Origin of the sequence: Corynebacterium sp. FDAARGOS 1242 (assembly GCF_016889985.1) — a bacterium.
Lineage (GTDB): Bacteria > Actinomycetota > Actinomycetes > Mycobacteriales > Mycobacteriaceae > Corynebacterium > Corynebacterium minutissimum_B.
The window spans coordinates 930,579-953,743 of the sequence record NZ_CP069568.1; the positions used below are offsets into that span (position 1 = coordinate 930,579).

General features: G+C 57.0%; 16 protein-coding genes, 1 tRNA gene and 3 pseudogenes. 11 read left to right on the forward strand and 9 right to left on the reverse strand.

Annotated features, from left to right (window positions below; genetic code table 11):
- The first annotated feature begins 68 nt into the window (after positions 1–68).
- From I6J72_RS13110 to I6J72_RS04440, 3 genes are all read left to right on the forward strand, one after another.
- Entirely contained in the window at positions 69–1,910 is a 1,842-nt protein-coding gene (locus I6J72_RS13110) for a hypothetical protein (RefSeq protein ID WP_239107493.1), read from the forward strand.
- A 732-nt stretch (positions 1,911–2,642) separates the two neighbouring features.
- Positions 2,643–4,994, forward strand: a complete 2,352-nt coding sequence (locus I6J72_RS04435; RefSeq protein WP_204100059.1) for an FtsX-like permease family protein — start codon at positions 2,643–2,645, stop codon at positions 4,992–4,994.
- Positions 4,991–5,674 carry an ABC transporter ATP-binding protein gene (locus I6J72_RS04440; RefSeq protein WP_204100060.1) on the forward strand — a complete coding sequence of 228 codons (684 nt, stop codon included), beginning with the start codon at positions 4,991–4,993 and terminating at the stop codon, positions 5,672–5,674. Before I6J72_RS04435 ends, I6J72_RS04440 begins: the two co-directional genes overlap by 4 nt.
- A 46-nt stretch (positions 5,675–5,720) precedes the next feature.
- Here I6J72_RS04440 and I6J72_RS04445 read toward each other — a convergent pair.
- From I6J72_RS04445 to I6J72_RS04455, 3 genes are all read right to left on the reverse strand, one after another.
- A tRNA-Pro gene (locus I6J72_RS04445) sits at positions 5,721–5,794 on the reverse strand.
- 119 nt (positions 5,795–5,913) lie between these two features.
- Entirely contained in the window at positions 5,914–6,312 is a 399-nt protein-coding gene (locus I6J72_RS04450) for a YchJ family protein (protein WP_115022214.1), read from the reverse strand.
- Between the two features lie 8 nt (positions 6,313–6,320).
- Complete coding sequence (locus I6J72_RS04455; RefSeq protein ID WP_204100061.1) at positions 6,321–7,508, reverse strand: alpha/beta fold hydrolase; 1,188 nt, start codon at positions 7,506–7,508, stop codon at positions 6,321–6,323.
- A 98-nt stretch (positions 7,509–7,606) separates the two neighbouring features.
- On the opposite strand from I6J72_RS04455, the gene secA2 reads away from it, so the two are divergent.
- From secA2 to I6J72_RS04480, 5 genes are all read left to right on the forward strand, one after another.
- Positions 7,607–9,898 carry an accessory Sec system translocase SecA2 gene (gene secA2, locus I6J72_RS04460; protein ID WP_204100062.1) on the forward strand — a complete coding sequence of 764 codons (2,292 nt, stop codon included), beginning with the start codon at positions 7,607–7,609 and terminating at the stop codon, positions 9,896–9,898.
- Between the two features lie 87 nt (positions 9,899–9,985).
- Positions 9,986–10,417, forward strand: coding sequence for an oxoglutarate dehydrogenase inhibitor Odhl (gene odhI, locus I6J72_RS04465; protein ID WP_039675438.1), 432 nt, complete (start codon positions 9,986–9,988; stop codon positions 10,415–10,417).
- Between the two features lie 161 nt (positions 10,418–10,578).
- Positions 10,579–11,253, forward strand: a complete 675-nt coding sequence (locus I6J72_RS04470) for a MerR family transcriptional regulator (protein WP_370552164.1) — start codon at positions 10,579–10,581, stop codon at positions 11,251–11,253.
- 72 nt (positions 11,254–11,325) lie between these two features.
- Entirely contained in the window at positions 11,326–11,922 is a 597-nt protein-coding gene (locus I6J72_RS04475; protein WP_204100064.1) for a bifunctional nuclease family protein, read from the forward strand.
- A 273-nt stretch (positions 11,923–12,195) separates the two neighbouring features.
- Positions 12,196–12,750 (forward strand): MerR family transcriptional regulator, encoded by a 555-nt coding sequence (locus I6J72_RS04480; protein ID WP_204100432.1) that lies wholly within the window; start codon positions 12,196–12,198, stop codon positions 12,748–12,750.
- Positions 12,751–12,997: 247 nt separating this feature from the next.
- On the opposite strand, the pseudogene I6J72_RS04485 reads toward I6J72_RS04480, so the two are convergent.
- Positions 12,998–14,207, reverse strand: a pseudogene (locus tag I6J72_RS04485) (IS110 family transposase).
- 615 nt (positions 14,208–14,822) lie between these two features.
- Positions 14,823–15,386, reverse strand: a pseudogene (locus I6J72_RS04490) (D-arabinono-1,4-lactone oxidase); the annotation flags it as partial.
- A gap of 135 nt (positions 15,387–15,521) precedes the next feature.
- Between I6J72_RS04490 and istA the strand changes: the two are divergent.
- Both istA and I6J72_RS04500 read left to right on the forward strand, forming a co-directional pair.
- Positions 15,522–17,156 (forward strand): IS21 family transposase, encoded by a 1,635-nt coding sequence (gene istA / locus I6J72_RS04495; protein WP_204098642.1) that lies wholly within the window; start codon positions 15,522–15,524, stop codon positions 17,154–17,156.
- On the forward strand, positions 17,153–17,929 hold the full coding sequence (locus I6J72_RS04500) for an ATP-binding protein (RefSeq protein ID WP_204098643.1): 777 nt from the start codon (positions 17,153–17,155) through the stop codon (positions 17,927–17,929). Before istA ends, I6J72_RS04500 begins: the two co-directional genes overlap by 4 nt.
- Before the next feature lie 91 nt (positions 17,930–18,020).
- On the opposite strand, the pseudogene I6J72_RS04505 reads toward I6J72_RS04500, so the two are convergent.
- From I6J72_RS04505 to I6J72_RS04520, 4 genes and pseudogenes are all read right to left on the reverse strand, one after another.
- Positions 18,021–18,872 (reverse strand): annotated as a pseudogene (locus I6J72_RS04505) (FAD-dependent oxidoreductase); the annotation flags it as partial.
- A 246-nt stretch (positions 18,873–19,118) separates the two neighbouring features.
- The gene (locus I6J72_RS04510; protein WP_204100067.1) at positions 19,119–19,997 is read right to left on the reverse strand and encodes a vWA domain-containing protein; all 879 of its coding nucleotides are present in this window, start codon (positions 19,995–19,997) and stop codon (positions 19,119–19,121) included.
- Positions 19,998–20,065: 68 nt separating this feature from the next.
- Entirely contained in the window at positions 20,066–20,923 is an 858-nt protein-coding gene (locus I6J72_RS04515; RefSeq protein WP_204100068.1) for a 3-methyladenine DNA glycosylase, read from the reverse strand.
- The gene (locus I6J72_RS04520; RefSeq protein ID WP_204100069.1) at positions 20,920–22,260 is read right to left on the reverse strand and encodes a DEAD/DEAH box helicase; all 1,341 of its coding nucleotides are present in this window, start codon (positions 22,258–22,260) and stop codon (positions 20,920–20,922) included. Before I6J72_RS04520 ends, I6J72_RS04515 begins: the two co-directional genes overlap by 4 nt.
- Before the next feature lie 223 nt (positions 22,261–22,483).
- Here I6J72_RS04520 and I6J72_RS04525 point away from each other — a divergent pair, with 223 nt between their 5' ends.
- Complete coding sequence (locus I6J72_RS04525) at positions 22,484–23,098, forward strand: hypothetical protein (RefSeq protein ID WP_204100070.1); 615 nt, start codon at positions 22,484–22,486, stop codon at positions 23,096–23,098.
- Positions 23,099–23,165 lie beyond the last annotated feature (67 nt).

A 23,165-nucleotide genomic window follows, 5' to 3' on the forward strand; every position in this document is an offset into this window, starting at 1 on the left:
GTCCGAAACTCATCCCGCAATTGTGTTGCGGTAAGCAATTCTTCATTGAGCATTAAGGAAGAACTACCATGCGCCCTATTTCCTCCCGTATTGTCGCCACTGCGGTGGCCGTAGCCACTTTCTCGTCCGTCATCGTTGCACCTCAGGCATTTGCAGTGGAGGCGCTTGAAGACTCCGCCTTTGTTCATGAGCAGTCTGGGTCTGACACGGTGGACGTCAATGGCACCATCTTTGACGAAGACGGCAACCTCATCGATTCCAACAATGCCGGTGACAACGCTCTCGATGAGATCGAGCGGGAATCCCGTGCCAACGATTTCGGCTTCTACGGCACTGACGATGCGAAACCATCCACTCTCGACGAGCTGAAGACCACCAAAGCCACGACGCCCGACGTGACTGTGACGGCTGTGGAAAAGAACGGCAAGCTGATGTGTGAAATCTCGGATGCCCCGGGCAAGGAAGGACAGCTGCTGGAACGCAAGCTCGACCTTGCCAAGGCGTTCTACGACGGTGGCAATAAGCTCCTGCAGACCGTTTGGGAGATTATCCCGGTAGTAGGGGACCTTGTTCCTGCAGATTTCATCAAGAAGATCGGGGCCATCTCGTGGGAAAAGATTGAGGAGCTCGTTCGCAAGGGCGAAGCGGATAAGTCCGTAACGTGGGACCTGGCTCGCGCACAGGGCATGGCGATCGGACGGATTGACAACGCAGACGCGGAGGTTGATCTCAAGAACCCTGATGCAGCAAAGAAGACCGTTTCTAACCTCATCAAGTTCGCAGATGGTGCATTTGGTAAAGGTGTGTCTGTAGTCCTCAAGATTTTCAATGCTGCGGTAACAATCGCAGGTCTTTTCCCAGGCGCTAATGCTGCGAAGGAATTGAAGCTTTCCGACACCCAACGTGCTGAGATTGAAAAGACTCTTGGCGGTATTTCTACTTCTGCCTCTGCGCTTGCCGCGGTCAACGCACCTGCCGGCCAGAAGTGTGCTGACATGTTGAACGGCAAGAAGGTCAACAACGATGAGCCGACCAAGCCTAGCGACGAAACCAAGCCTAGCGACGAAACCAAGCCCAGCGACGAAACCAAGCCCAGCGACGAAACCAAGCCCAGCGACGAAACCAAGCCCAGCGACGAGACCAAGCCCAGCGACGAGACCAACCCCAGCGACGAGACCAAGCCCAGCGACGAGACCAAGCCCAGCGACGAAACCCCTGAACCGGGCGCTGACGGTAAGGACGGCAAGGATGGCGAGCCTGGCCGCGACGGCAAGGACGGCGTTGATGGCAAGGATGGCGAGCCTGGCCGCGACGGCAAGGACGGCGTTGATGGCAAGGATGGCGAGCCTGGCCGCGACGGCAAGGACGGCGTTGATGGCAAGGATGGCGAGCCTGGCCGCGACGGCAAGGACGGCGTTGATGGCAAGGATGGCGAGCCTGGCCGCGACGGCAAAGACGGCGTTGATGGCAAGGATGGCGAGCCTGGCCGCGACGGCAAAGACGGCGTTGATGGCAAGGATGGCGAGCCTGGCCGCGACGGCAAAGACGGCGTTGATGGCAAGGATGGCGAGCCTGGCCGCGACGGCAAAGACGGCGTTGACGGTAAAGACGGACGAGACGGTTCCAACGGCATGAACGGTGCCCCCGGCGCACCTGGTCGTGACGGAGTCGACGGTCAAGATGGCCGCGATGGTCTCAACGGTCTCAACGGTCTCAACGGTCGTGACGGTGTAGACGGCAAAGACGGAAAGGATGGCAAGGACGTCGATACGTCCTCGATGGTGGGTTACTCCTTCCTCGCTGCAATCCTTGGTGGCGGTCTCATCGTGTCTGTCTTGGGCGCGATGGACTACCTCTACCTCCTGGGCTACCTGCCCAAGGAAGGCATCCCGTGGCGCGCTAACCGCTAGTTGAGGAGGCTTTCTGCGGTGTAGCCCAGATAGCTCACGCAGATAGTTTGAGGCCACATCCCCGGCTCTTAGCCAGGAGGTGTGGCCTTGCGCTTTTCGTGGGCTTGTTGATCGACGGTTGTGCTGTCACGGGGATATCATCGCGGCATAAGAGAAAAGAGCACACCGTACTTTGCTTTCCATGGCAACGCCCACGATTCCCTCGAGTTCTACAAGTCGGTTTTCAGCGGTAGGCTCGAAGCTCAGACCTATGTGGGCAGCTCGAGAGTGGGGGAGGTTATTTCGGCATGGTGGTTGACCAGTGTCGTGTTGGCCTTAACATCACGGTTCCGGACAGCAGCGGTTCGCCAGAGGCGTAGGCCCAAGGGCGATGGGGGACGAGGGATCGCACCATTCATAAAAGCTACCCAGAACGTCAACCTTTCCGAGCCGTCCGCTTCCGGCGAGCCCACCGCCGAGCCTTGTGAGGCTCCTGCCGGCGGAGCCGATGGCGCGGAAGGCAATGACGCTGATATGTCCTCTATGGTTAGCTCTTTCTTCCTCGCGGCCCTTCTTGGCGGTGGATTCTTTGCACCATGTGCGTACGTGGGAGGTAGTGCGGAAAGCGGAGGATATCGTGGGGGACATCATGGCGCACAATCCGTACGTGGGAGGGCGGTGCTGAAGTAAACTCGACCTTACAGGGTAAGGCTATCTTTCGACGGTGAGGTGATCCACACCATGTTTGGCCGAATGCTTCGCAACGATGTCCGTCGAAATACGGTGTTGACCTTTGCAGTTGCGGCCCTCATGGCGGTCTCGGTCGCGCTGGCGACGGCAAGTGCTGGGCTGATCGCGCAATTGGGCGGGGCAGCCGATGCTTTGCTCGACCAAGCGCGAGCACCACACCTAGTTCAGATGCATGCGGGGGAAGTCGATAAGCACAGCATTGACAGGTTTGCCCACGACAACCCGAATGTCACCGACCACCAAGTCGTCGAACTGCTGACACTCAACAGCTCCGACCTTGTCTTTGCTGGCGTGGACCAAGGCGATAACGTCCAGCAGAACTCACTCGTTGTTCCACCGAAGAGTGGGGACCTCTTGCTTAAGGAGGACAACCAGCCCATCGACGCGGTAGAGCCCGGTACCGTCATCATGCCGATCATGTACAAAATTGAGGGTTCCCTGCAGGTAGGAGACGTTGTGGAGATCGGCAGTGGGCCCGGTGCGCGAACATTGTCGGTCGTAGGTTTCACGAGGGATTCAATCATGAATCCACCGATTGCCGGTTCCAAGCGTATCGCGGTCAACGAAGCGGATTTTATGGATATCGCTCGCTACTACGGCACGCGAGAGTACCTCATCGAGTTCTGGGTACAGGATCCGGACACCCAGATCCCAACTGTGAGCACCGCATACATGGATGCTGGATTGCCGACGAATGGCCCTACGGTGGACCGTGCTACCTTCCGTATGTTCATTGCAGTGGGCGAGGGGTTCAGTGCCGGAGCGATTATCTTGGCGTCGCTGCTTCTTCTCATCGTGGGGTTGCTCGTTCTGCGCTTGTCGTTCCTGACAACGTTGCGCCACGATGCCAAGGAAATTGGCGTGCTCAGTGCTATTGGCGTACCCACGAGCAGGATCCGGCGGCTGTATTTGGTGAAATACGCTGCGCTAGCTGCCGTCGCTGCCGTAGTGGGGCTGGCACTTGGTCTAGGGTTGTTACCCCTGATGACCCGGCGGCTATCTGCCTACCAAGGCGTGCAGCATGGTGCGGCGGGTGTGGCCGGCGCGATGTGTGGCGCGCTGCTAATGTTTGTTCTTACCGTGCTGTTTGTCCTCGTCATGTTGCGCAGGGTGGGGTGCACGAGCGCCGTAGAGGCCCTCCGAGCAGGAGGCACACAGGAGGTTGGCAGGGGACCGCGCCTCCGCCTCGCTACGGCGAAGCGGACACCGACCAATATTCGTCTGGGCTTTATAGCGCTGCTGCGTGGATTGAGCGCGCACGTCCTTCTCTTCTGCGTTCTGGCAATTTCTACCTTCATCGTCATTGTGCCCACCGCTGCAGCCAACACAGCCAATGATCCGCGGTTCAGCACCTACATGGGCATTGCGCAGGCAGACGTTTACATGGGCTGGCGTGCGGAATCGCTTGCGGATGCGGACATTGCTCACGACATTGATGCCACCCTCCAAGAGTCAGATTCCGTGGCTCAACACGTCCTCACCAGAACGTCTCGTCACGATGTGCTTGCGGCTTCCGGAGAACGCATCAGCATGAACATTGTCAGCGGCAACCACGACACCATGCCCACCGCCTATGTCGAGGGCCATGCGCCCCGAACCCCTAACGAAATCGCTTTGCCTTTGATGTCCTTGAGCGCAACCGGATATGAGGTGGGGGAGAAGATTCCCGTTGATGTGCAGGGTGAACTCAAACCACTGACCATCGTCGGTTCTTACCAGGACATCACCAACGGCGGCAAGACAGCTAAGGCGCTGTTAGATCCCGAGCCTGAAGATGTTACGTGGTATACGGTGCTGGTTAATCTTCAACCTGGCGTTGAGTCTGAGGACGTGCTGGAGGAGTGGTCTCACCGTTGGCCCAAGGCTAACCCCGTCGCTTTGGCGACCATGGCAGAGCAAACCTTTGGACCCGTGGCACGCTCCCTGCGTACGGTGGCTCTTATTATCCTGGCCACAGCGGCACTGCTTGCCGCTTTGATCACGCTGATGTTCGTGCGCATGCTTATTGCTACCGACTCGACGCCGATTGCCATTCAGCGCGCGTTGGGCAACACCGACGACGGCATCCGTACTCAGTACCTCACTCGGACTCTTTCCGTGCTGGCGTGCGCGGTTCCGGTTGGAATGGTATTGGCCCTCATCGCTGGGGAGGGTGTGTTCAACCTCGGTATGGAACTCATCTTCGGCGGGATGGAGGCGGCCGGTCAAGGTGGCAGCCAGATTCAGCTCATGGTTAATCCCTGGTTGGTTTATGGTCTTGTTCCGCTCGTTCTTTCTCTTTCGGTTGCCGCTGCCACCTGGCTGGGTAGCCGCTCCATCAGCCGTACCCATATCACGGAGGTGACTGCGCAATGACAACCATTCTGTCCGCCCGCAACGTAACCAAGGCTTTCGGCGATAACACCGTGCTTCACGGAATTAGCGTCGACATTGCTGCCGGGGACATGGTGGCCATTACCGGGCCTTCTGGGTCAGGAAAATCCACGCTGCTTTATGCGCTCAGTGGAATGGATAGCGTTACCTCGGGGAAGGTGACACTCTGCGGCGAAGACCTCACCCAGCTCAGCCAGAAGGAATTGGCGCGACTGCGACTGACACAGATGGGCTTTGTCTTCCAACAGATCCACCTGCTCACTAACCTCAACGTGCTCGACAACATCATTTTCCCTGCCTTCCTTGCCGGCCTTGCGCCGCGGGATGAGCTCGTGGAACGAGCGCACGAACTCATGCAGAACTTGGGTGTAGCACCCCTAGCGCGCCGCGACGTTACCGAAGCCTCGGGAGGCCAACTCCAACGAGTCGGCATCTGCCGCGCGTTGATCAACAAACCGCGCATCATCTTCGCTGATGAGCCCACGGGTGCTTTGGACAGTGAGAATAGCCGCCAAGTGATGGACATCTTCCGTGATATCAATGCTGCGGGCACGACGATCGTCATGGTTACTCACGATGAGGACATCGCAGCCTCGAGTCCTCGCCGAGTTCACCTTGTCGACGGGCTCGTGGACTATGACACTCGCGCGAAAGAACATTAAAGAAGAACAAAGCTGGTCAGAACTTGTCTGACCAGCCGGAAAGCTGTCGGACTAACAGGATTTGAACCTGCGACCCCTACACCCCCAGTGTAGTGCGCTACCAAACTGCGCCATAGTCCGCCGTTGCACTCATTGGTGCAACTGCTACAGATTACACCAGCGGTATTCGCTTCAACAAATTGCTGTTCAGGGGGTATTTCGCTCAGCGGTTGAGAGGGCGAGGGAATTGCTCGGCGGCGCTAGAACTCACCAGCGGAGTAGACCCACAGCCCGTCCTGGCGGCGGAAAGAGGAACGCTCGCGCTGGGAACCTTTCGCAGCACCTTTGTAGAAGGCCTCGAATTCGACGATGCCGGAGTCATCGAGCGGGCCGCCGGCGACGGTGTCGATAATGTCGAGGCGGTAAAAGCGGATGCCGGTATCGGCCAAATCCAGGCGCTCGGGGCGGGTTTCAGGATCCCAGGTGCGCAATAGGTAGTCTTCGTCGCCGGTGACGAAAGCGCTAAACCGGGAGCGCATAAGAGCCTCCGCCGAGGGCGCAGGTGTACCCGCGTGGTAGCGCGAGCAACATTCGCCAAAGGTTAAACCTGTGCCGCAGGGGCACCGAGCACCTGAGTCGAGAGGGTTGAGAACGATCATCGCTAGGCCTAGGAGCTGACGGCCTCGTTCGTCACGATGGTGGTCGTAACGGTGGCATTGAGGAGGGCGTCGATGGGGGTGGCCATGGAGGCGTCGACAAGCGCGGTGCGTTGAGCCGCACTCAAGGAATCCGGAAGCGAAATGGTGCGTGTAAAGGAGGAGTCGGAATCCTGGGTGACGGTAACGCTGATAGCCTCGACAGCCTTAGCATCGACCTTGTGTTCCTTGCCCGCAGCCTTCAGAGTTTGGGTGGTAGCGGTGGCGAGGGCCGACATGAGCAGACCTTCAGCCGTAAAGCCTTGGCCCTTGCCGCCGTCCTTCTTTGTGCGGTCAGCAGTAACGGTGTGCTCGTTGCTGCGTACGATGACTCCCATGCGCGTGCCCATCGCCGGGATGGCGACGGCGGTCGCAGCGTCGACGGGCTCCGGGAGGTTTTCCGGCACAATGTACTGCTCAGCCCAAGCCCCAATGAGATCCGCAGCGCGCGCCGCGGCGCCTTGCTTCGTCACGAGGTGGTCTGCCTTATCCAAGGCCACGAGGGATTTGGGGTAGCGCGTGGTGAGGAAGATGTTCTGGGCGTTATCGATGCCGACGGTCTGATCAATCGGGGAGTGTAGCAAAAGCAGCGGTTTGCGCAGGCGCGGCAGGTAGGTCTCCGGGTTGGTCTCAGCCAGATCCTCGAGGAAGTGGCGGGAAATCGTCAGTGCGCGACCGCCTAGGGTGACTTCAACCTCGCCATTGGCGTCGACCTCCCCAATCTTGTCGGCGTAATGAAGAACGGAGTGCGCTGGATCAAACGGTGCGCCAATAGTGGCCACAGCCTTAAGGGAGCGAATGCCGTTTGCCGCTGCGAGGGAAGCAGCGCCACCCAGCGAGTGGCCCATGAGTAGCTGCGGGGCAGAATAATTGTTGCTCAGCCACTCAGCGGCAGCCTGAATGTCCGCGACGTTCTGGCTGAAGTTGGTCTCCCCAAAGTTTCCTTCCGATTGGCCCAAACCAGGAAAATCAAAGCGTAGGGTGGCGATGCCGAAGTTGGTAAGCTGCTTGCTCACGCGGGCCGCACCCGGCGTGTGGCGGGAGCCGGCAAAGCAGTGCGCGAAGATAGCGAAAGCTTGTGGTGGGGTGTCAGGGAAGTCGATAGTTCCGGCCATCGCGGTGCCGGTACTGGAGGGGAGCGTCACGTTCACGGATTGCATGCCAATAAGGATATAAGGGCAAGTGCGAGGCTGCGAACCGGGGTTGACTAGAGTCGAGGGAAGACGAGTAAGGCCGCTCAGAAAGGTAGGGAGTGCACATGGGCGCATTCGATTGGTTCTGGAAGGCGATGGGCGCGCAGTCCGAGCGCAACAACAAGAAGTCCAAGGCTGTGGTAGCGGCTGCGGATTCAGCGGTGGAGGATGTCGCGGCGCTTGACGACGCCTCAGTGGTCGCCGCTGCCCGCTCCTGCGTCAAAGACGGCGCGATTGCGGATAAATCGCAGTTCCTCGCAGCCCTTGCCGTAGCGAGTGAACGCAAGCTTGGCATGCGCCCCTTTAACGTGCAATCCCAGGCGGTGCTCCGGTTACTAGAGGGCGATGTCATCCAAATGGCGACTGGTGAAGGCAAGACCCTGGTCGGTGCTATGGCAGCGACCGGCTTCGCGTTAACCGGCAAACGGGTGCACGTGGTGACGGTGAACAACTATCTGGCTGCGCGAGACGCTGAGTGGATGCGCCCGCTCGTGGAGTTCTTCGGCCTTACGGTCGCCTCCGTCACGGAAAAGCTGGGATCTGATGAGCGGCGCGAGGCTTACCGCGCTGACATCATTTATGCCCCGGTTAATGAGTTGGGCTTCGATGTGCTTCGTGATAATCAGATTACCTCTCGTGAGCAGACCGTTCAGGCCCGCGCCGACGTAGCGCTCGTCGATGAAGCAGACTCTGTACTAGTCGATGAGGCCCTGGTTCCCCTTGTTCTGGCCGGCAATCGCCCGGGTGAGGAGTCCACGGGGCATATCACCAATGTGGTGTCCCGCCTGCGCGAAGACCAGGATTACGTCATCGCGGAAAATGGGCGCACGGTGGCGCTCACCGATGACGGTGCTGCGCGCGTCGAGCGGGAACTAGGCATTGATTCGCTGTACTCCGAAGAGAACATCGGCTCGGTGTTGGTCAAGGTCAACTTGGCTTTGCACGCAAAGGCTCTGCTTATCCGCGATATCCACTACATCATTACGGATGGCAAGCTGCAGCTTATCGACGCCTCCCGGGGCCGCGTTGCCGACCTGCAGCGCTGGCCCGATGGCCTCCAAGCAGCCGTGGAAGCGAAGGAAGGCCTTGAGGTTTCTGAAGGAGGCCGCATCCTCGACACCATTACCCTGCAGGAACTGATGCGGCGCTACCCCTTGGTGTGTGGCATGACTGGTACAGCCGTTGAAGCCACCGACCAGCTGCGCCAATTCTATGACCTGCATGTCTCCGTTATCGATCGCAATAAGGAGCTGCAGCGCTTCGACGAAGCTGACCGCATTTATGCGACTATCGATGACAAATCGAAGGCCATCGTCGAAGAAATCGCTGCCCTCAACGCCACTGGGCAGCCGGTGCTCGTGGGCACACACGACGTGGCTGAGTCTGAGGACCTTGCGGACGCTTTGAGGGAACGCGGCATTGAGGTCAGCGTGCTCAATGCCAAAAACGATGAGGATGAGGCTCGCATTGTGGCTGAGGCCGGTGACGTGGGGAGGGTAACCGTTTCTACCCAAATGGCTGGCCGTGGTACCGACATCAAACTGGGTGGCGCTGATGAGGCTGACCGTGATGTGGTGGTGGAGAAGGGTGGTCTCGCAGTGCTGGGCACCTCTCGTCACCGCTCTTCGCGTTTGGACAACCAGCTACGCGGCCGCGCCGGACGGCAGGGAGATCCTGGAATGTCCGTGTTCTTCGTCTCCCTTGAGGATGATGTGGTCCAGCAGGGAGGAGAGGATGAGTCCCTATCTGCACGTCCAGATGCTGACGGCCGCATTGAGTCCAAGCGAGTGAGCGATTTCGTGGCGCACTGCCAGCGCGTGACCGAGGGGCAACTGCTTGAGATTCACGCGCAGACCTGGAAGTACAATCAGCTGCTTGCAGACCAGCGCATCATCATCGATGAGCGCCGTGCCAAGCTACTCGATACCGCCCAAGCGTGGGAAGAATTAGCCGAGCGCGCCCCGCAGCGGGCCGCCGAGCTTGCCGACGTCCCCCAGGACGCCCGCGAGCGCGCCGCCCGGGAGATTATGCTTTACCACCTGGATCTATCCTGGGCAGATCACCTCGAGCTTATGGACGATGTTCGCGAGTCCATCCACCTGCGCGCCATTGCGCGTGAAACCCCCATCGATGAGTATCACCGTATCGCCGTTCGCGAGTTCAAGGACTTAGCCCAACGCGCAGTGGATGATGCTGTTGAGACGTTCAACACTGTGGTGATCGATTCTGATGGCGCCCATTTGGAGGACCACGGTCTTTCCCGCCCGAGTGCGACGTGGACCTACATGGTGTCTGATAATCCACTGGCAGGAGGCGGAAACTCGGTGCTCAAGGGCATTGGAAATATTTTCCGTTAATATAATTTCTCTGGTGGTGGCTCGCGAGGGCAGTGGAGTCGCTACTATGGATTTAGTCAATATCGATCCGACCCTTCGGAGGTAAAAATGAGCGAGAACACCGGAACGCCGGAACCGCAGGCAGAGACTACTTCTGTCTTCCGCGCCGATCTTCTCAAGGAGATGGAAAGCGGTGCGTCGGCAAGCTCTGACGCTTCCGTCGCTGGTGCTGAGAACCTAGCTGAGGGGCAGGCGCTGCTCGTCGTCAAGCGTGGCCCTAACGCTGGCGCACGTTTCCTGCTGGATCAGCCGACAACCACCGCTGGCCGCCACCCAGAGGCTGACATCTTCCTTGATGATGTCACCGTCTCCCGTCGCCACGCCGAGTTCCGTGCCCAGGACGGCCAGTTTGAGGTTGTGGACGTCGGATCGCTCAACGGCACCTACGTCAACCGCGAGCCGCGTAACGCACAGGTGCTCGAGGTGGGCGACGAGATCCAGATTGGTAAGTTCCGTCTGGTCTTCATCGCCGCTAAGTAAGTCCACACCGTGCGGGGCTGAGGGAGGTTTCTCCCCGCCCCCTCTGTGATGTCCAGACCGTGTAGAAAGCAGAAGTAGTTCCTATCGTGAGCTCCCAGAACTCCACCGCAGCGGCAGCGTCCACTGTCGCTAGGAAGCCCAAGGCCGCCAAGCAGAAGCCGATGTCTATCGGCGTGACGCTGAAGCACCTGCAGAAGCAGTTCCCTGATGTCACGGTGTCAAAGATTCGGTTTCTTGAGTCTGAGGGCCTTATCACCCCGGAGCGCACGCCCAAAGGCTACCGCCGCTACTACCAGAAGGACTTGGACCGCCTGCGCTATATTTTGACAGCGCAGCGCGATAACTACACGCCGCTTAAGGTCATCCGCGAGCAGCTGGAGGCAATGGACTCTGGCCAGGTTACGGCGATTGTGTCTTCGCAGGCCGAGGCCCTTATCAGCGCTGGACAGCTGCGCGCACCGGTGGTCAATCGGCTTACTGACGCCGACGTGGCTGACCAAGCTGGCACCACCCAGGAAGAGATTGCTGGTCTCGTTGCGGTCGGGCTTGTCAAGCCGGATTCGGCGGGCTTTTTCGATACCGACGATGTATCGATTGCTTCAGCTGCCGTGGCACTGGAGTCCTTTGGCTTCGACGCTCGCCAGCTTAAGTCCCTGCGCAATGCTGCTCGCCGGCAAGCTGACCTTATTTCACAAGTTGCCGCGCCAGTAGCGCACTCCAAGTCCGATACCGCCCCGCAGCAAGCAGAAGAGCTTTCTCAGCAGATGGCAGCGCTCGTTCTGTCCCTGCACAGCACGTTGGTCAAGACCGAGCTGCGCGACGAATTTTTACCGTAGATTCCTCTCGGGCACGTCTATCCGAACTGGTGCATCAGTCACCATTGCCAAAAGTGTGGGAGAGTGGAGACCATGAATTCTGAAGTATTGAAATTTTTAGGTATCCATCCCGTCGGCCCCGAAAATAATCTCTGCGCTTTGTTTTACTGGGAGGAAGCCGACCGCCACGTGCCCGTATGGGTGTCACCCATTGACGGGGCGCGTGTTCTCCAGATGCTGGAGCGACATTTCAACGCTCGTCCCAGCACGTACGAACTTCTCATCGCTTTTGCGGATGAGCTCGATGGTATCGAAGAGATCTGTGTCTCCGAGTACCGAAAAGGTGCCTTCATGGTGGATCTCATCGATGGTAGGGGAGAAGAACATGATGCTCGGATGTGTGATGCTCTTGTCTTGGCAGATCATTACGGGGTACCCATTACTTTCGAGAAAGACGTGCTCGATGAGGTAGCTATCTACATTAGTGATGAGGACCTGAAGGAGTACTACGGCCTTGAGCGCGATGCTGCATCGCCGGAGACGTTCCCACAAAAGCGGGTGCGGGAGTTTCAGGAGCGACTAGCTCAACGCACGAGCCGGGACGATGATGATTTCGAGCAGATGATGCGTGATTCCGGTATCTCCGAAGAAGACTTGCTTGGTGATGACCAGTCTGAAGAAGAGGACTAGATTCTTAGCGCAGACACCGTACCCGCGCGCCCCTTTGGGGGCGCTTTTTCGTAGCCTCGGAGAATTTTTTAATGACACGCGTGTGACTTATGGTGACAATGTGGTAGATAAAGTCTAAAGTTCTACTAGAGGTTAACGTCGTCGCGCTCTTGACGTGGTCAACGACGTGCCCTTTAATAGACAACTAGAACTCCCTTCAAACATCACTGGAGTAATTACGTGAGCAGTAAAGACCTTCACACCGAAACCTTTGAGCTTGAGACCGGCGCTGCGCTGGACTACGACGAACCGGGCAGCTACGTCCAAGAGTCCCTGTTTGATATCGGCCCGGACGAGGAGCTGGGCTACCGCGTGCCCATCGCGTGCCAGGTGGCTGGCATTACCTACCGCCAGCTGGACTACTGGGCGCGTACCGATCTGGTGAAGCCCTCCATCCGAACCGCCCGTGGTTCCGGGTCCCAGCGTCTGTACTCCTTCAAGGACGTCCTCGTCCTCAAGATTGTCAAGCGGCTTCTCGATACGGGCATTTCTCTGCAGAACATCCGCTTGGCCGTTGAATCCCTGCGTGACCGCGGCGTGAATGACCTTGCTGAGCTCACCCTAGTCTCTGATGGCACTACGGTTTATGAGTGCCGCTCCAACGACGAAGTTATTGACCTCCTCGCCGGTGGTCAGGGCGTCTTCGGCATCGCGGTGCCGGGCATCCTCAAGGAGCTCTCCGGAACCATTACGTCATTCCCGGCTGAGCGCATCGTTGAGGAGGACGAGACCGACGTGGTCGTAGGCCTCGACGAGCTCGCTGCCCGCCGCAAGCGCAAGTCCTCCTAAGGTTCGCTTAGTTTTTCTTACAGCCGCCGCAGCTTCTCAGCACTGCTGCTCACGTCAGTGCCGTAGGAAGGTGCGGCGGCTTCATGCTTGCTGTGGGGGTGTTCCTATATAGGTTGTCAACTTCGTGGGTGAGGTTGTGGGGGTGTGAAAGGGATTTCTGCTTCACTTCGGCGATGTTGTTCTCGGGCACCTCGAGGAGCCGATTGGGCTTGTTGCTCAATCGGCTTGAGGTGCGGTTCTGTTGGTTCTAGGCTGCTGCGGACTCCTGGGCTGTGGGGATGTCTCGGTAGAGCTCGCCGTTTCGCATCATTGCGAAGAGAACGTTGAGGCGTCGGCGTGCCAGTGCGACGACTGCGGCGTTGTGTCTTTTGCCTTCTTTGCGTTTTCGTTCATAGAATTGCCGGGAACGCTCGAGGAATCTGATCGATGCAAAAGATGATTGCCATAGGGCGTTCTTTAGTTTTTTGTTGCCAGCCCGGTTGGGCGAATTGGACATAATGGACGTTCCCGATTGATTTGTCAGCGGTGATAGGCCTGCATAGGACGCTAGGTGAGCTGCATCGGGGAAGTCGGACATATCGCCAACAGTCATGAGGATCTGTGCTGCGCTACGTGGGCCGATGCCGGGCATGGATAAAAGAATCTCGGTTTGAGGAATGTCCTTAATGAGCTTGAGTACCTGCGCTTCGATTTGCTTGCGATGCTCGATTTTGGCTAGCGCGTCTTTGGCGGACATTGCTACGCCTAGTTCGGCGTATTCTGCGCCGGCAATGGACACGGTCTGGGCGTGGATGGCGGCAAGCATGGCATCGATGACAGGCTCGGGATTGCGCGCTTTGTGGCTGCGTGCAAAGGCTGCCAGGCGTGTTCTGCCGATGCGTCGAATCTTGGTGGGGCCACCGTATTTTGCAAGTAGGTGGAGGATCCACTTTCGGTGAATCATTTGTCCGCGCAGGACATGTTCGAAGGCAGGATAGGTTCCTACGAGCGCGGATCGCATCTGGTTAATCAGGCGTGTGTAGGCCCGGGCGAGGTTTTCGTCGATACCGTTGAGAACTTTCAACTGGATAAAGACTTCCTCTACGCGGTTGACACTGCGCAGGGCGTCCGGAAGGTTAAGACCGGCATGGGCGATGACGTAGGCGTCGCGTACATCGGTCTTGGAGTTGCTGACGTGGATGCGAGAGAGCTGCCGCATCGCCAGCCCCGGTAGATAGCGAACGTCTGCCCCCATGTCTTGGGCGACTGCGACGGTCAACCGGCCGATGTTATTGGGTTGATCAACAATGACAAGGACCGAGGCATTGTCGGCGAGGAATTGGCCGAAGAGCTTGCGTAGCGCGCCTTTATGCTGGTTGATAAGTTTGGACAGGACTTGTCTGCCTTTGGGGATCGCGGACGCAGGCGTGGTGGAAGTATTTGCCGACGTCCACGCCAATGACGAAGTCATAGGCCATGGGTGTATGCCTCCTAGCGATGAATGAGAAGTTGGACTATTTAAGCTTCATCGCTGGGGTTGTCGGGCATACTTGGTACTGGCATCCACATTACTGTGAGACCTCATACCGCCTGGGCTGGGTCAGGTTCCAATTAGCAGTTTGAGTATGTCACTGTCTTCGGCGGCATCACCCCCCGGATGATTTTCAGACAGGGGCGGGAATAGGCCATACCGAAGCCAGCGACTAGTTCCACTGTCCTTTCAGACGGAGGGAACGGAAATAAACATAACCCGCCCAATCGGGGGACAGACCATGAATCTTCGGCGCCCTGAGGCGGAACTGCTAACAACGTAATGGGCGGGGTAAGAGAGTGGTAAATCTTGTGGTTTCTATCCTGAGTCGTTCTTACGTCACATAGCCTTAGTGTAAGTCTATGAGGAATACTTTGGTTGATGCCCTTAAATATATGAAGGCGTTCTCTATAACCTAATCTAGTATCGCGAGGGAAAGTATTTTAGTTAGTCTAGTAGAGACGGTGGAATATAGGAATTCGACCGTATCAGCTGCGATGGGTTCTAATCTCGAGACCGAGAGCTTCACTTGTTATTAAAAGAGAGATAGGTTGTCTGGAGATTAGTCAAGTTCAAGCCGTCTAGCCATATCTGACATAAATACACTTTCGGGGTCTACGCGTCTCCGTATTTCTTTCCACTCCTCAATACGTGGATACATAGCGTGAAAGTCGGTAGCGGAAACTCGGGAGTCTTTGGCGGTGTAGACTCGTCCTCCAAACTCCATTACTCGCTTATCCAGGGAGGTAAGAAACGCATCCAGCCCTGGCTTCGGAGGGAAATCGAGGGCAACGTTCCACCCCTCCATCGGGAAACTTAAAGGCGCTCTGTTTCCTGGTCCGAAAAATTTAAATACATTCAGGGCTGACCAATGTCCCGATGCTTGGATGTCCCGAATTATCTTCTTGAATTCGTCTAGTGCAGAAGGTGGCACCAAAAATTGGTACTGGTTAAAGCCTGCTGGGCCATATAGTCTATTCCATTCACCAACAAGGTCTAAGGGGTGGTAAAATTGAGTTAAATTTTGCACCAAATTTCGCCCTCGTCGAGGAGTTTTATAATAGTAGACTCGAGATACTAGGGTGAAGTTAAACCAATTTGCCAAACCATTTGGAAAAATATCCGGTGTTGCGCGGGGGTATCTAGTAACACCGTGGTGACTATCCAGTAACGGGATGGTGAGTATCGAGTAACACTTTGGGAGAAGATTCTTCTGACCGCGTGACAAAAGGGCTCGCGGCATAATCAGAGGAGTCCGATCGTGACTGATTACCGGGCCGTGATGGATCTTGTCTTACAAGGCTGGTCCGTCCGTCAAATCTGCTCGACTGTGCGTTGCTCGCATACCACAGTTCAAAAGGCCCGCCAGGCAATGGCGGCACACCAGATCGCAACCGATGAACAACTCGCCGGTATCACCGACGAAGAAATGGCCACATGGTTTGTTGATGGTCGAAGTCTTGCCCAAGGAGATTTCGTGCCCATCGACTTCGACGCGGTGGCTAAAGCACGCACCGGCCGAAACAAAGTCACTCTCCAAGTCTTGTGGGGTCGCTACACCACCCAACCTGCTCGTCCGTCTCAGCGTTACTACAGCTACGAGCGGTTCCGCCAGCTTGTCGCCGAACACGTTGATGCCACAGGACTTACCGCACGCATTACGCATATCCCGGCACACACTATGCAAGTCGACTGGGCCGGTACCACGATGCGGCTGTTTGACCCGATTGATGCCCGGGGTACAAAAGTCAGTATTTTCGTGGCGTCACTGCCATATTCGGGAATGCTGTTTGCCTGTGCTTGCCCGAACCAGCGGCAAGCGGCGTGGCTGTGGGCACATATCCAAGCGTTTGAATACTTCGGTGGCGTTGCTGAAGTCATTGTGCCTGATAATGCTTCGACAGCGTCACACGCAATTGGTGCTGCTGACCGCAACCGGCAGGTTAATTCCACCTACGAGGAATTCCTCGAGCATTACAACACTGCCGCGCTGCCTGCTCGTGCTCGGCGTCCGAAGGACAAGGCGAACGTGGAAGCGGCTGTCAAGATCATCACCCAAAAAGTCATCCATACCCTCCACGGGCATCAATGCGTTGGGCTTGATGAACTCAATGCACGCATCCGCAGCCTAGTTGACGATATCAATGACGCGGTCCCGTTTCGTGGCACCTACACCAGCAGAAGAATGCTCTTTAATGAGTTTGAACGTGATGTGCTTGGCCAACTTCCCACAACACCGTGGCAGCATACCGAATGGAAACGTGCGAAAGTCGCCCCCAACTTCCACATCACCGTCAATACTGCTCACTATTCGGTGCCCTACCAGCTCGTCGGCCGGACTGTCGATGTACGTATCACTGGCAACGAAGTTACTGTCTTTGACGCTGGGCAGCGTGTTGCCACCCACCGGCTTGCCCAAGCCCGGGGGATCTATGTCACTGACGTGGATCATATTCCTGCCAACATGGCTGATACCACAGGGCTGTGGACCAGTGACTACTTCTACCGTGAAGCGGCCAAGATCGGGCCAGCGACCCAGAAAGTCATCGCAGAACTCATCAGCGCAAAGGCAATCCCTGCCCAGGCGTATCAGTCGTGTCGAAACGTACTAAATATGGGCAAGCACGCCAACAAGGCGATTTTGGAACAAGCCTGTGCCCGCTTGATCGCACCTGATGGCGCAAGGAGGGCCGTGTCGTATACCGCGGTGAAAAACATGATGGCTGCGGTACGCAAAGACCAATCCACCCGCCCGACAGGCCATGATCTTGCGCCAACAACACCGCCTGAAACACCACCAGCAGTTCACGCACGTGATACCCGCGGCGCGTATCTGGGTGGGTCTGCCCAGTTCAGCATGGAAAACCTTAGGAAGAAAGGACCTTCGAAGTCATGACACAGCCACAACCAGCATCAGCATCAGCACGCTTTCTAGATGAATCGGTCCTGCCGATCTTTACCGATCTGCGAATGACGGCCTTCGGGCGAACCGTGATTGATATTGCCGCAGATCCTGTCTTCGACTCGTGGAGTTTTTCCGACAAGGTGCTCTACGCACTCGATAAAGAAGTCGCGGCCAAGCGTGAGAGACGAGTCAACAAATTACTCAAAGCATCCCGATCGCCAAATCTCGATGCATGTATCGAAGACATCACCTACGCGCCCAGCCGCAACCTCAACAAAGAGCAAATCACCAGACTCGCTCACTGCCAATGGTGTCAAAAAGCGCAAAGCATTGTCATCCTCGGCAAATCATCCGTCGGCAAAACCTACCTGGCCCAAGCACTGCTTACCGCCGCGTGCAGAAACGACTACTCCGCCCGTTTCTTCCGCACAGACACACTAGCCAACCAGCTAATGGTGCTACGCCATAATGACACAGCACGCATGGAGTTTCTTCAAGACCTGCACCTGGCAGACGTCCTCGTTCTTGACGACTTCCTAACAACCCCGATTGATGCTGCCACAGCACACCAGCTGCTCAATATTCTTGCCGAACGCGAACACCGGGGATCAACGATCGTGACCTCCCAGTTCACGCCCGATGAGTGGTACAAATCCATCCCGGACGCTGTCATCGCCGAGTCAATCCTGAATCGACTCGTCGTTGGCGCTGAGATCATCACACTGGAAGGACCCAACATGCGCCTAGAAGCCAACGCAGAATAGTTGCTCATAGTCAACGCCCGGGTGTTACTCAATACTCACCCGGGCGTTACTGCTTGCTCACCACGGCGTTACTAAATCCGTGGTCCTAACAATCCGGCACATCAAAAAGTTTCGGTGCATCGAAGGCCAGTGGCTTTTTTGCTTTTTCGGGGGCTAGTTCTTCTAACTGGTCAAGCGTGGCTAGGGAACCTCTGGCCAATGCAGCTCTTCCTAAGTGTGGCTCTCCAATCATTGAGTCGAACCAAGCCGAGGAATACGTGTAGGAAGCCTCGGATCCATCTGTGTGCTTCTCCACAGTCTCGTCAAGACTATCGGTCCTATCGGTATCAACAATGAAGTATGCGGTTTCGGTCTTGGTCATCCGCACCCATACTTTTAGGATGATACCAGTTAGGCCAATTCCACCGACTGTTGCCCAAAAGATTTCACCGTTAGGGTCATCTTCGGTGCCCTCTGGTTCAAGAGTAAGCACGGAGCCATCGGCTATCAGGAGCTCCATTCGAACGATGTGATCGCCGAATGAGCCGGTAGAGTGATGATTTTTTCCGTGGATATCGCAGGCGATTGCGCCACCAACTGTAACTTCGCGTGTGCCAGGTAGGACGGGGACCCATAGCCCGAAGGGAAGGGCTACTCGCATGAGGTAGTCAAGACTGACTCCGGCATCCATAACCATGATGCCTGTTTCTCTGTCTACAGTGTAGATCTGGTTAAAACGCGAAAGATCAATCACGGATCCTCCAGCATTTTGAGCTGGGTCGCCGTAGGAGCGCCCCAAACCTCTAGTAACTAACCCCCGATCACTTTGTTTGTAGCTAGGATCCGCTATTCTTTCGAGTGCCTTTTTTATATCTGAGCTTGAGGTAGCTTCATATACGGTTGAGACGGAAGGCATTCGGCGTCCAAAGCCGGATAAAATTTTTTTTGATGTATTTAAACTCACTTGTGATGCTTCTTTCTTCTGGAGAGCGAGAATAGCTCAAGAGGACTACTGAATGATGTTAGGCAGTGAACGATAGAATGTGTGTCTGCGATTGGCGTGTCGCGGGAAGGTTAGATCTGCCTTTTGGATACTGATCAGCTGGGCGCAGGAGGGTGATGCTGAGCCATATTATTTTATGGAGTTTGTGTTTGAGTTTTTGGGGGGAGGTTAGTCAGCGCGCACGAATTCGCGCTGACTGCTGGCTGTCTACTGTGCGCCAGCCGCGGCCTTGATGCTCTTCTTGTTTGCAGTGGCATCTGAAGGATCCGAGACCGAACTATAGGAATCAGCATGCTTCTCTAGTTCAGCATCCTTCTCGCCGTTGCCAATATGGACCACGCTCAAACTCACGCCCTCGGCCCGCGCGTTCTGGACGGCCTCGGCAAATGTGGCGTCATCCATGTCTTGTTGGGTTCCAGTAGTGACGAGAACGACGCGGGTGTCCTTACCGCTTTCTGCGACTTGGTCAGAAGCGTTTCCCAGCGCGGCAACGACTGCGCTGCGCGTTTGCGGCACGCCACCGGTGCCGAACAACCGAACGGCTTGGGCCACGTTGTCAGCGGGTCCGTAGGCCACGTTTGGACGGTAACCTACCGTGGCCGTGGCGGAGATAGGGGAGGAATAGTTCCACAGGCCCACCTGGCTGCCTTCAGCGCCGGCAGCCGTCGCGGCATCGGCGACCCCCTGGCTTACGGCATCGAAATAGGGGGCAAGGTTTTCGGAGGTATCAAGAAGGAACAGCGTATTCGGAGCGACTTCGGCAACAGCATCGGCGGCTTTGTCTTCAGAGCTGGGCGCCGCCGACGAGGATGCGGCCTCAGATTCCGGTGCCGCCTCGGACGAGGTGGCCTCTGTGGACGTCTCCGACGTGGAAGTCGTTACTTGAGCGGTGGATTCGTTCTCGGAGTCGGCCGCGGATGTAGATTCAACGGAAGTTTCCGCAGCTACGTTGTCGGCGGAATCCGACGTGCCGCTGCGGACGAGGAAAATTCCACCAACAATCAGCGCCAGAACTGCAAGGATGGCCACAATGATGACCCACGGTGCAAATGAGTAGTTGTTCTTTCCATCCGAGTGCCGGGCCATCTTTTTCCTTCCGCGCTGGGGCCGTGGTGGGAACCTCGGGACATTAAAGTGTGCCCCGACTGGTCACATCAATGGTTCCTCATTGTAGCGGGGAGCACGGCGCGAATTTGGGAGACAAGCCGTGCGCGGAGGGGCGCGGCAGCGTCGGACAGCGCACGCTGTCGGCGCACATATTCGGACTTACCCTCGGGAGTTTCAATTGGCACAACGCCAAAGCCCCACTCACGGCAGTCATAGGGCGATGCTTCCATATCTAGTGTCCGAGCAGCGACGGCCAGGCGGAAGGTATCAAGGAAAAGTTCACCGGGTATCAACGGCCCCAATTTCCATGCCCATTTGTACAAATCCATCGTTGCGTGGACGCAACCGGCTTGGTCGTGATCCGGCTGGTCATCACGTGTAAGGACTGTGAGGTTGAGAGGGCGGGCAGGGTCGGTGAAGAAGCGAAAGGCGTCGTAGTGAGTGCATTTGATGCGGTGACTGTCGACGACCTCGTTCGTTCCCTCTGCCCCCAGCCGCAGTGGCAAATCATGGCGCGGAGAATCCGTGTGGTACACCATCGCCCACTCGTGGAGACCAAAACAATCGAATTGGATAGGGTTGCGCGTAGTCTTCTCGAGCAACTCGAGGACGTAACGCACCGTGCCCCCGCGACTTTCGAGGAAAGCCTCGGTATCAAGCGTGATTCCCTCAGCGGTGCGGTGATAGAAACGCCATCCAGCATGAGGGATTTCATTCCCAGCTAGAGTGACCCCTACGCCTGGGTGCCAGCGCCGCAAATGCGAGGGGCGCACGGGGTAGTACTCGAAAAGAAAATCGTAAACAGGGTGGTAGGAGCCAGGGTGGCGGTAGCGCGAGAGGTATTCGTCAGCCGCCTCCTCATGGGCGAGCATCTGCGCCTGCCAGTCTTCGGGTTGAAGTATCATCGCTGACCTGCATTGCCGCGCCGCCGGCGTTGGTTTCGGCCGCGTCGGCGTTGGCCTTGGCCTTGGTTACCCGAGCGCTGACGCGAAGAATGCTTGTGGGCCTCGCTCTTCGGCTTGTTCTTCGCTGGTTGCTGGTGTGGCGGACCAAGCGGCTCACCGGTGGGCTTGCGCGCTCCGGTCATATGCGCGAGTTCGGGGCTACTGGCGGGGTTGGCGCGGTCACTAATGTCGAGGTCCGTGTGGTTAACCCCAGCCTTCTGGATGAGCTTGGCCACCTCATCGCGCTGCTCATCGGTCACTAGGGTAACGACGGTGCCAGAATCACCGCCACGTGCCGTGCGTCCGGAGCGGTGTAGGTAGGCCTTGTGTTCCGCAGGCGGGTCGACGTGGACGACGAGCGACACATCCGCGATGTCGATGCCGCGCGCGGCGATATCCGTGGCAACGAGGACGGGGACGCTGCCGTCAGCGAAGCCTTCGATTGCTGCGGTGCGGGAGCCTTGGCCCTTATCGCCATGCAGCGGCAGGGCATTGATGCCGACGCGGCGCAGCTTCTTTGCTTGCCGGTCAACTCCATGCTTGGTGCGCATAAACATGATCGTCTTGCCTTTGCGTGCGCCTAGACGCAGGACTACATCGTTGCGTGCCTCGCGAGTGCCGATAAAGATAAGGTGGTGTTCCATGGTGTCCACGGCGGCCTCGATTGGTGCTGTGGAGTGGGTAACCGGGTCCTGCAGGAACTGATTGACAAGTTTGTTGACTTCACCGTCGAGAGTTGCAGAAAAAAGCAAACGCTGGCCATCTGCCGGCGTGAGCTCAAGGAGCTTTCGCACCTGGGGAAGGAAGCCCATGTCGGCCATCTGATCAGCTTCATCGAGCGCCGTGATGGCGACGTGGTCGAAGAATAGGTGGCCTTGGTCAATGAGGTCTTGAGCGCGGCCTGGTGTAGCGACAAGCAGGTCAACCGGACGCGCGAGCGAGCGAATGTGGTTGTTGATATTGACGCCACCAACGACAGCTAGAACACGCAGCCCCAATGCCGCGGCAGGCTCGTCTAAGCGCTGCTGAATCTGGGTGGCAAGTTCACGCGTAGGCGCTAGCACAAGGCCACGCGGATGGGCCGGGCGGGAGACACCGGACTCCGCTAAACGGGTGAGCATAGGAAGCCCAAAGGTGAAAGTCTTGCCCGAACCCGTCGGGCCACGGCCGAGAACATCTTTTCCTGCAAGAGCATCAGGCATCGCGGCGGCTTGGATAGGGAAGGGGGTCGTGATGCCCTGTTTTTCAAGGACACGGACGACATCGCGGGGAAGGCCGAGATCGGCAAAAGTAGTCATCGCTTCCAAAGTTTAATGCCCTGCCTAGGGATTCAGAAACTATGGTGAATCCCTCTTTCGCTAGTAGGGGAAAGATCCCCGTGGCCTGCAACTATGTCAAAATTGCGGCCTAGTTCTCTGTTACTCTTGGCCCATGACAAGCCCTTACGGAAGCTACGATCGCTTTCAACAGCCGCAGCAGGGAAGCAGCGGCTCAAATCAGGCGCTATGGACCATTCTCGGAGTGATTGGAGCTGTGGTGCTCGTACTCGGATTGTCTCTCTTCGTCGCCTTCCAGGCCTTAAAAGATGCCACCAGTAGCGTCAGTGGGAACCACAATGGGGCGGAGTCGTTAACGCCAGCTGATGATGGCTATTGGGACCGGACCATTGATGTGGATGACATCAATACCCTCCGCGATTCTGCGGGAGATGCACCGGTACCTTCTGCACTCTCAGACCTTACGTCTGACTGCTATGAAGGCACATCCTACTTTGGTCAATCTGACGACGATGGCCGCGATGCACACTGGGTGCCGACCGTGGAGTGCATGTTTGGTGATGATAACGAATTCACCGCGCAATACACCGAAAACAAGGAAGCCATTGCTGCTGCGGAGAGCATGGGGCTGCAGGAATCGATAGTGGACTTTTCTACTGCGCGCGGCTCTACCATTGCTGGCTATATACAGGACTCTGATCTGGTGATTGTTGAGGTTCTGGCTAACGGAGAAGCCGTGATTGAGTACCTCATGATGTTCACTGAAGATATAACAGGCTTTGACTACGACTGTATGCAGAGGCTCGTCGATGCCGGAATTCTCGACAGCACTCCGGGCCCACCCTTCATCGACGCCTAGCAGTCTCAGTGTGAATGACTGATGACAGGCGGGGATTAGCACCCATGACCTGTCAGTTTCCCGGGAG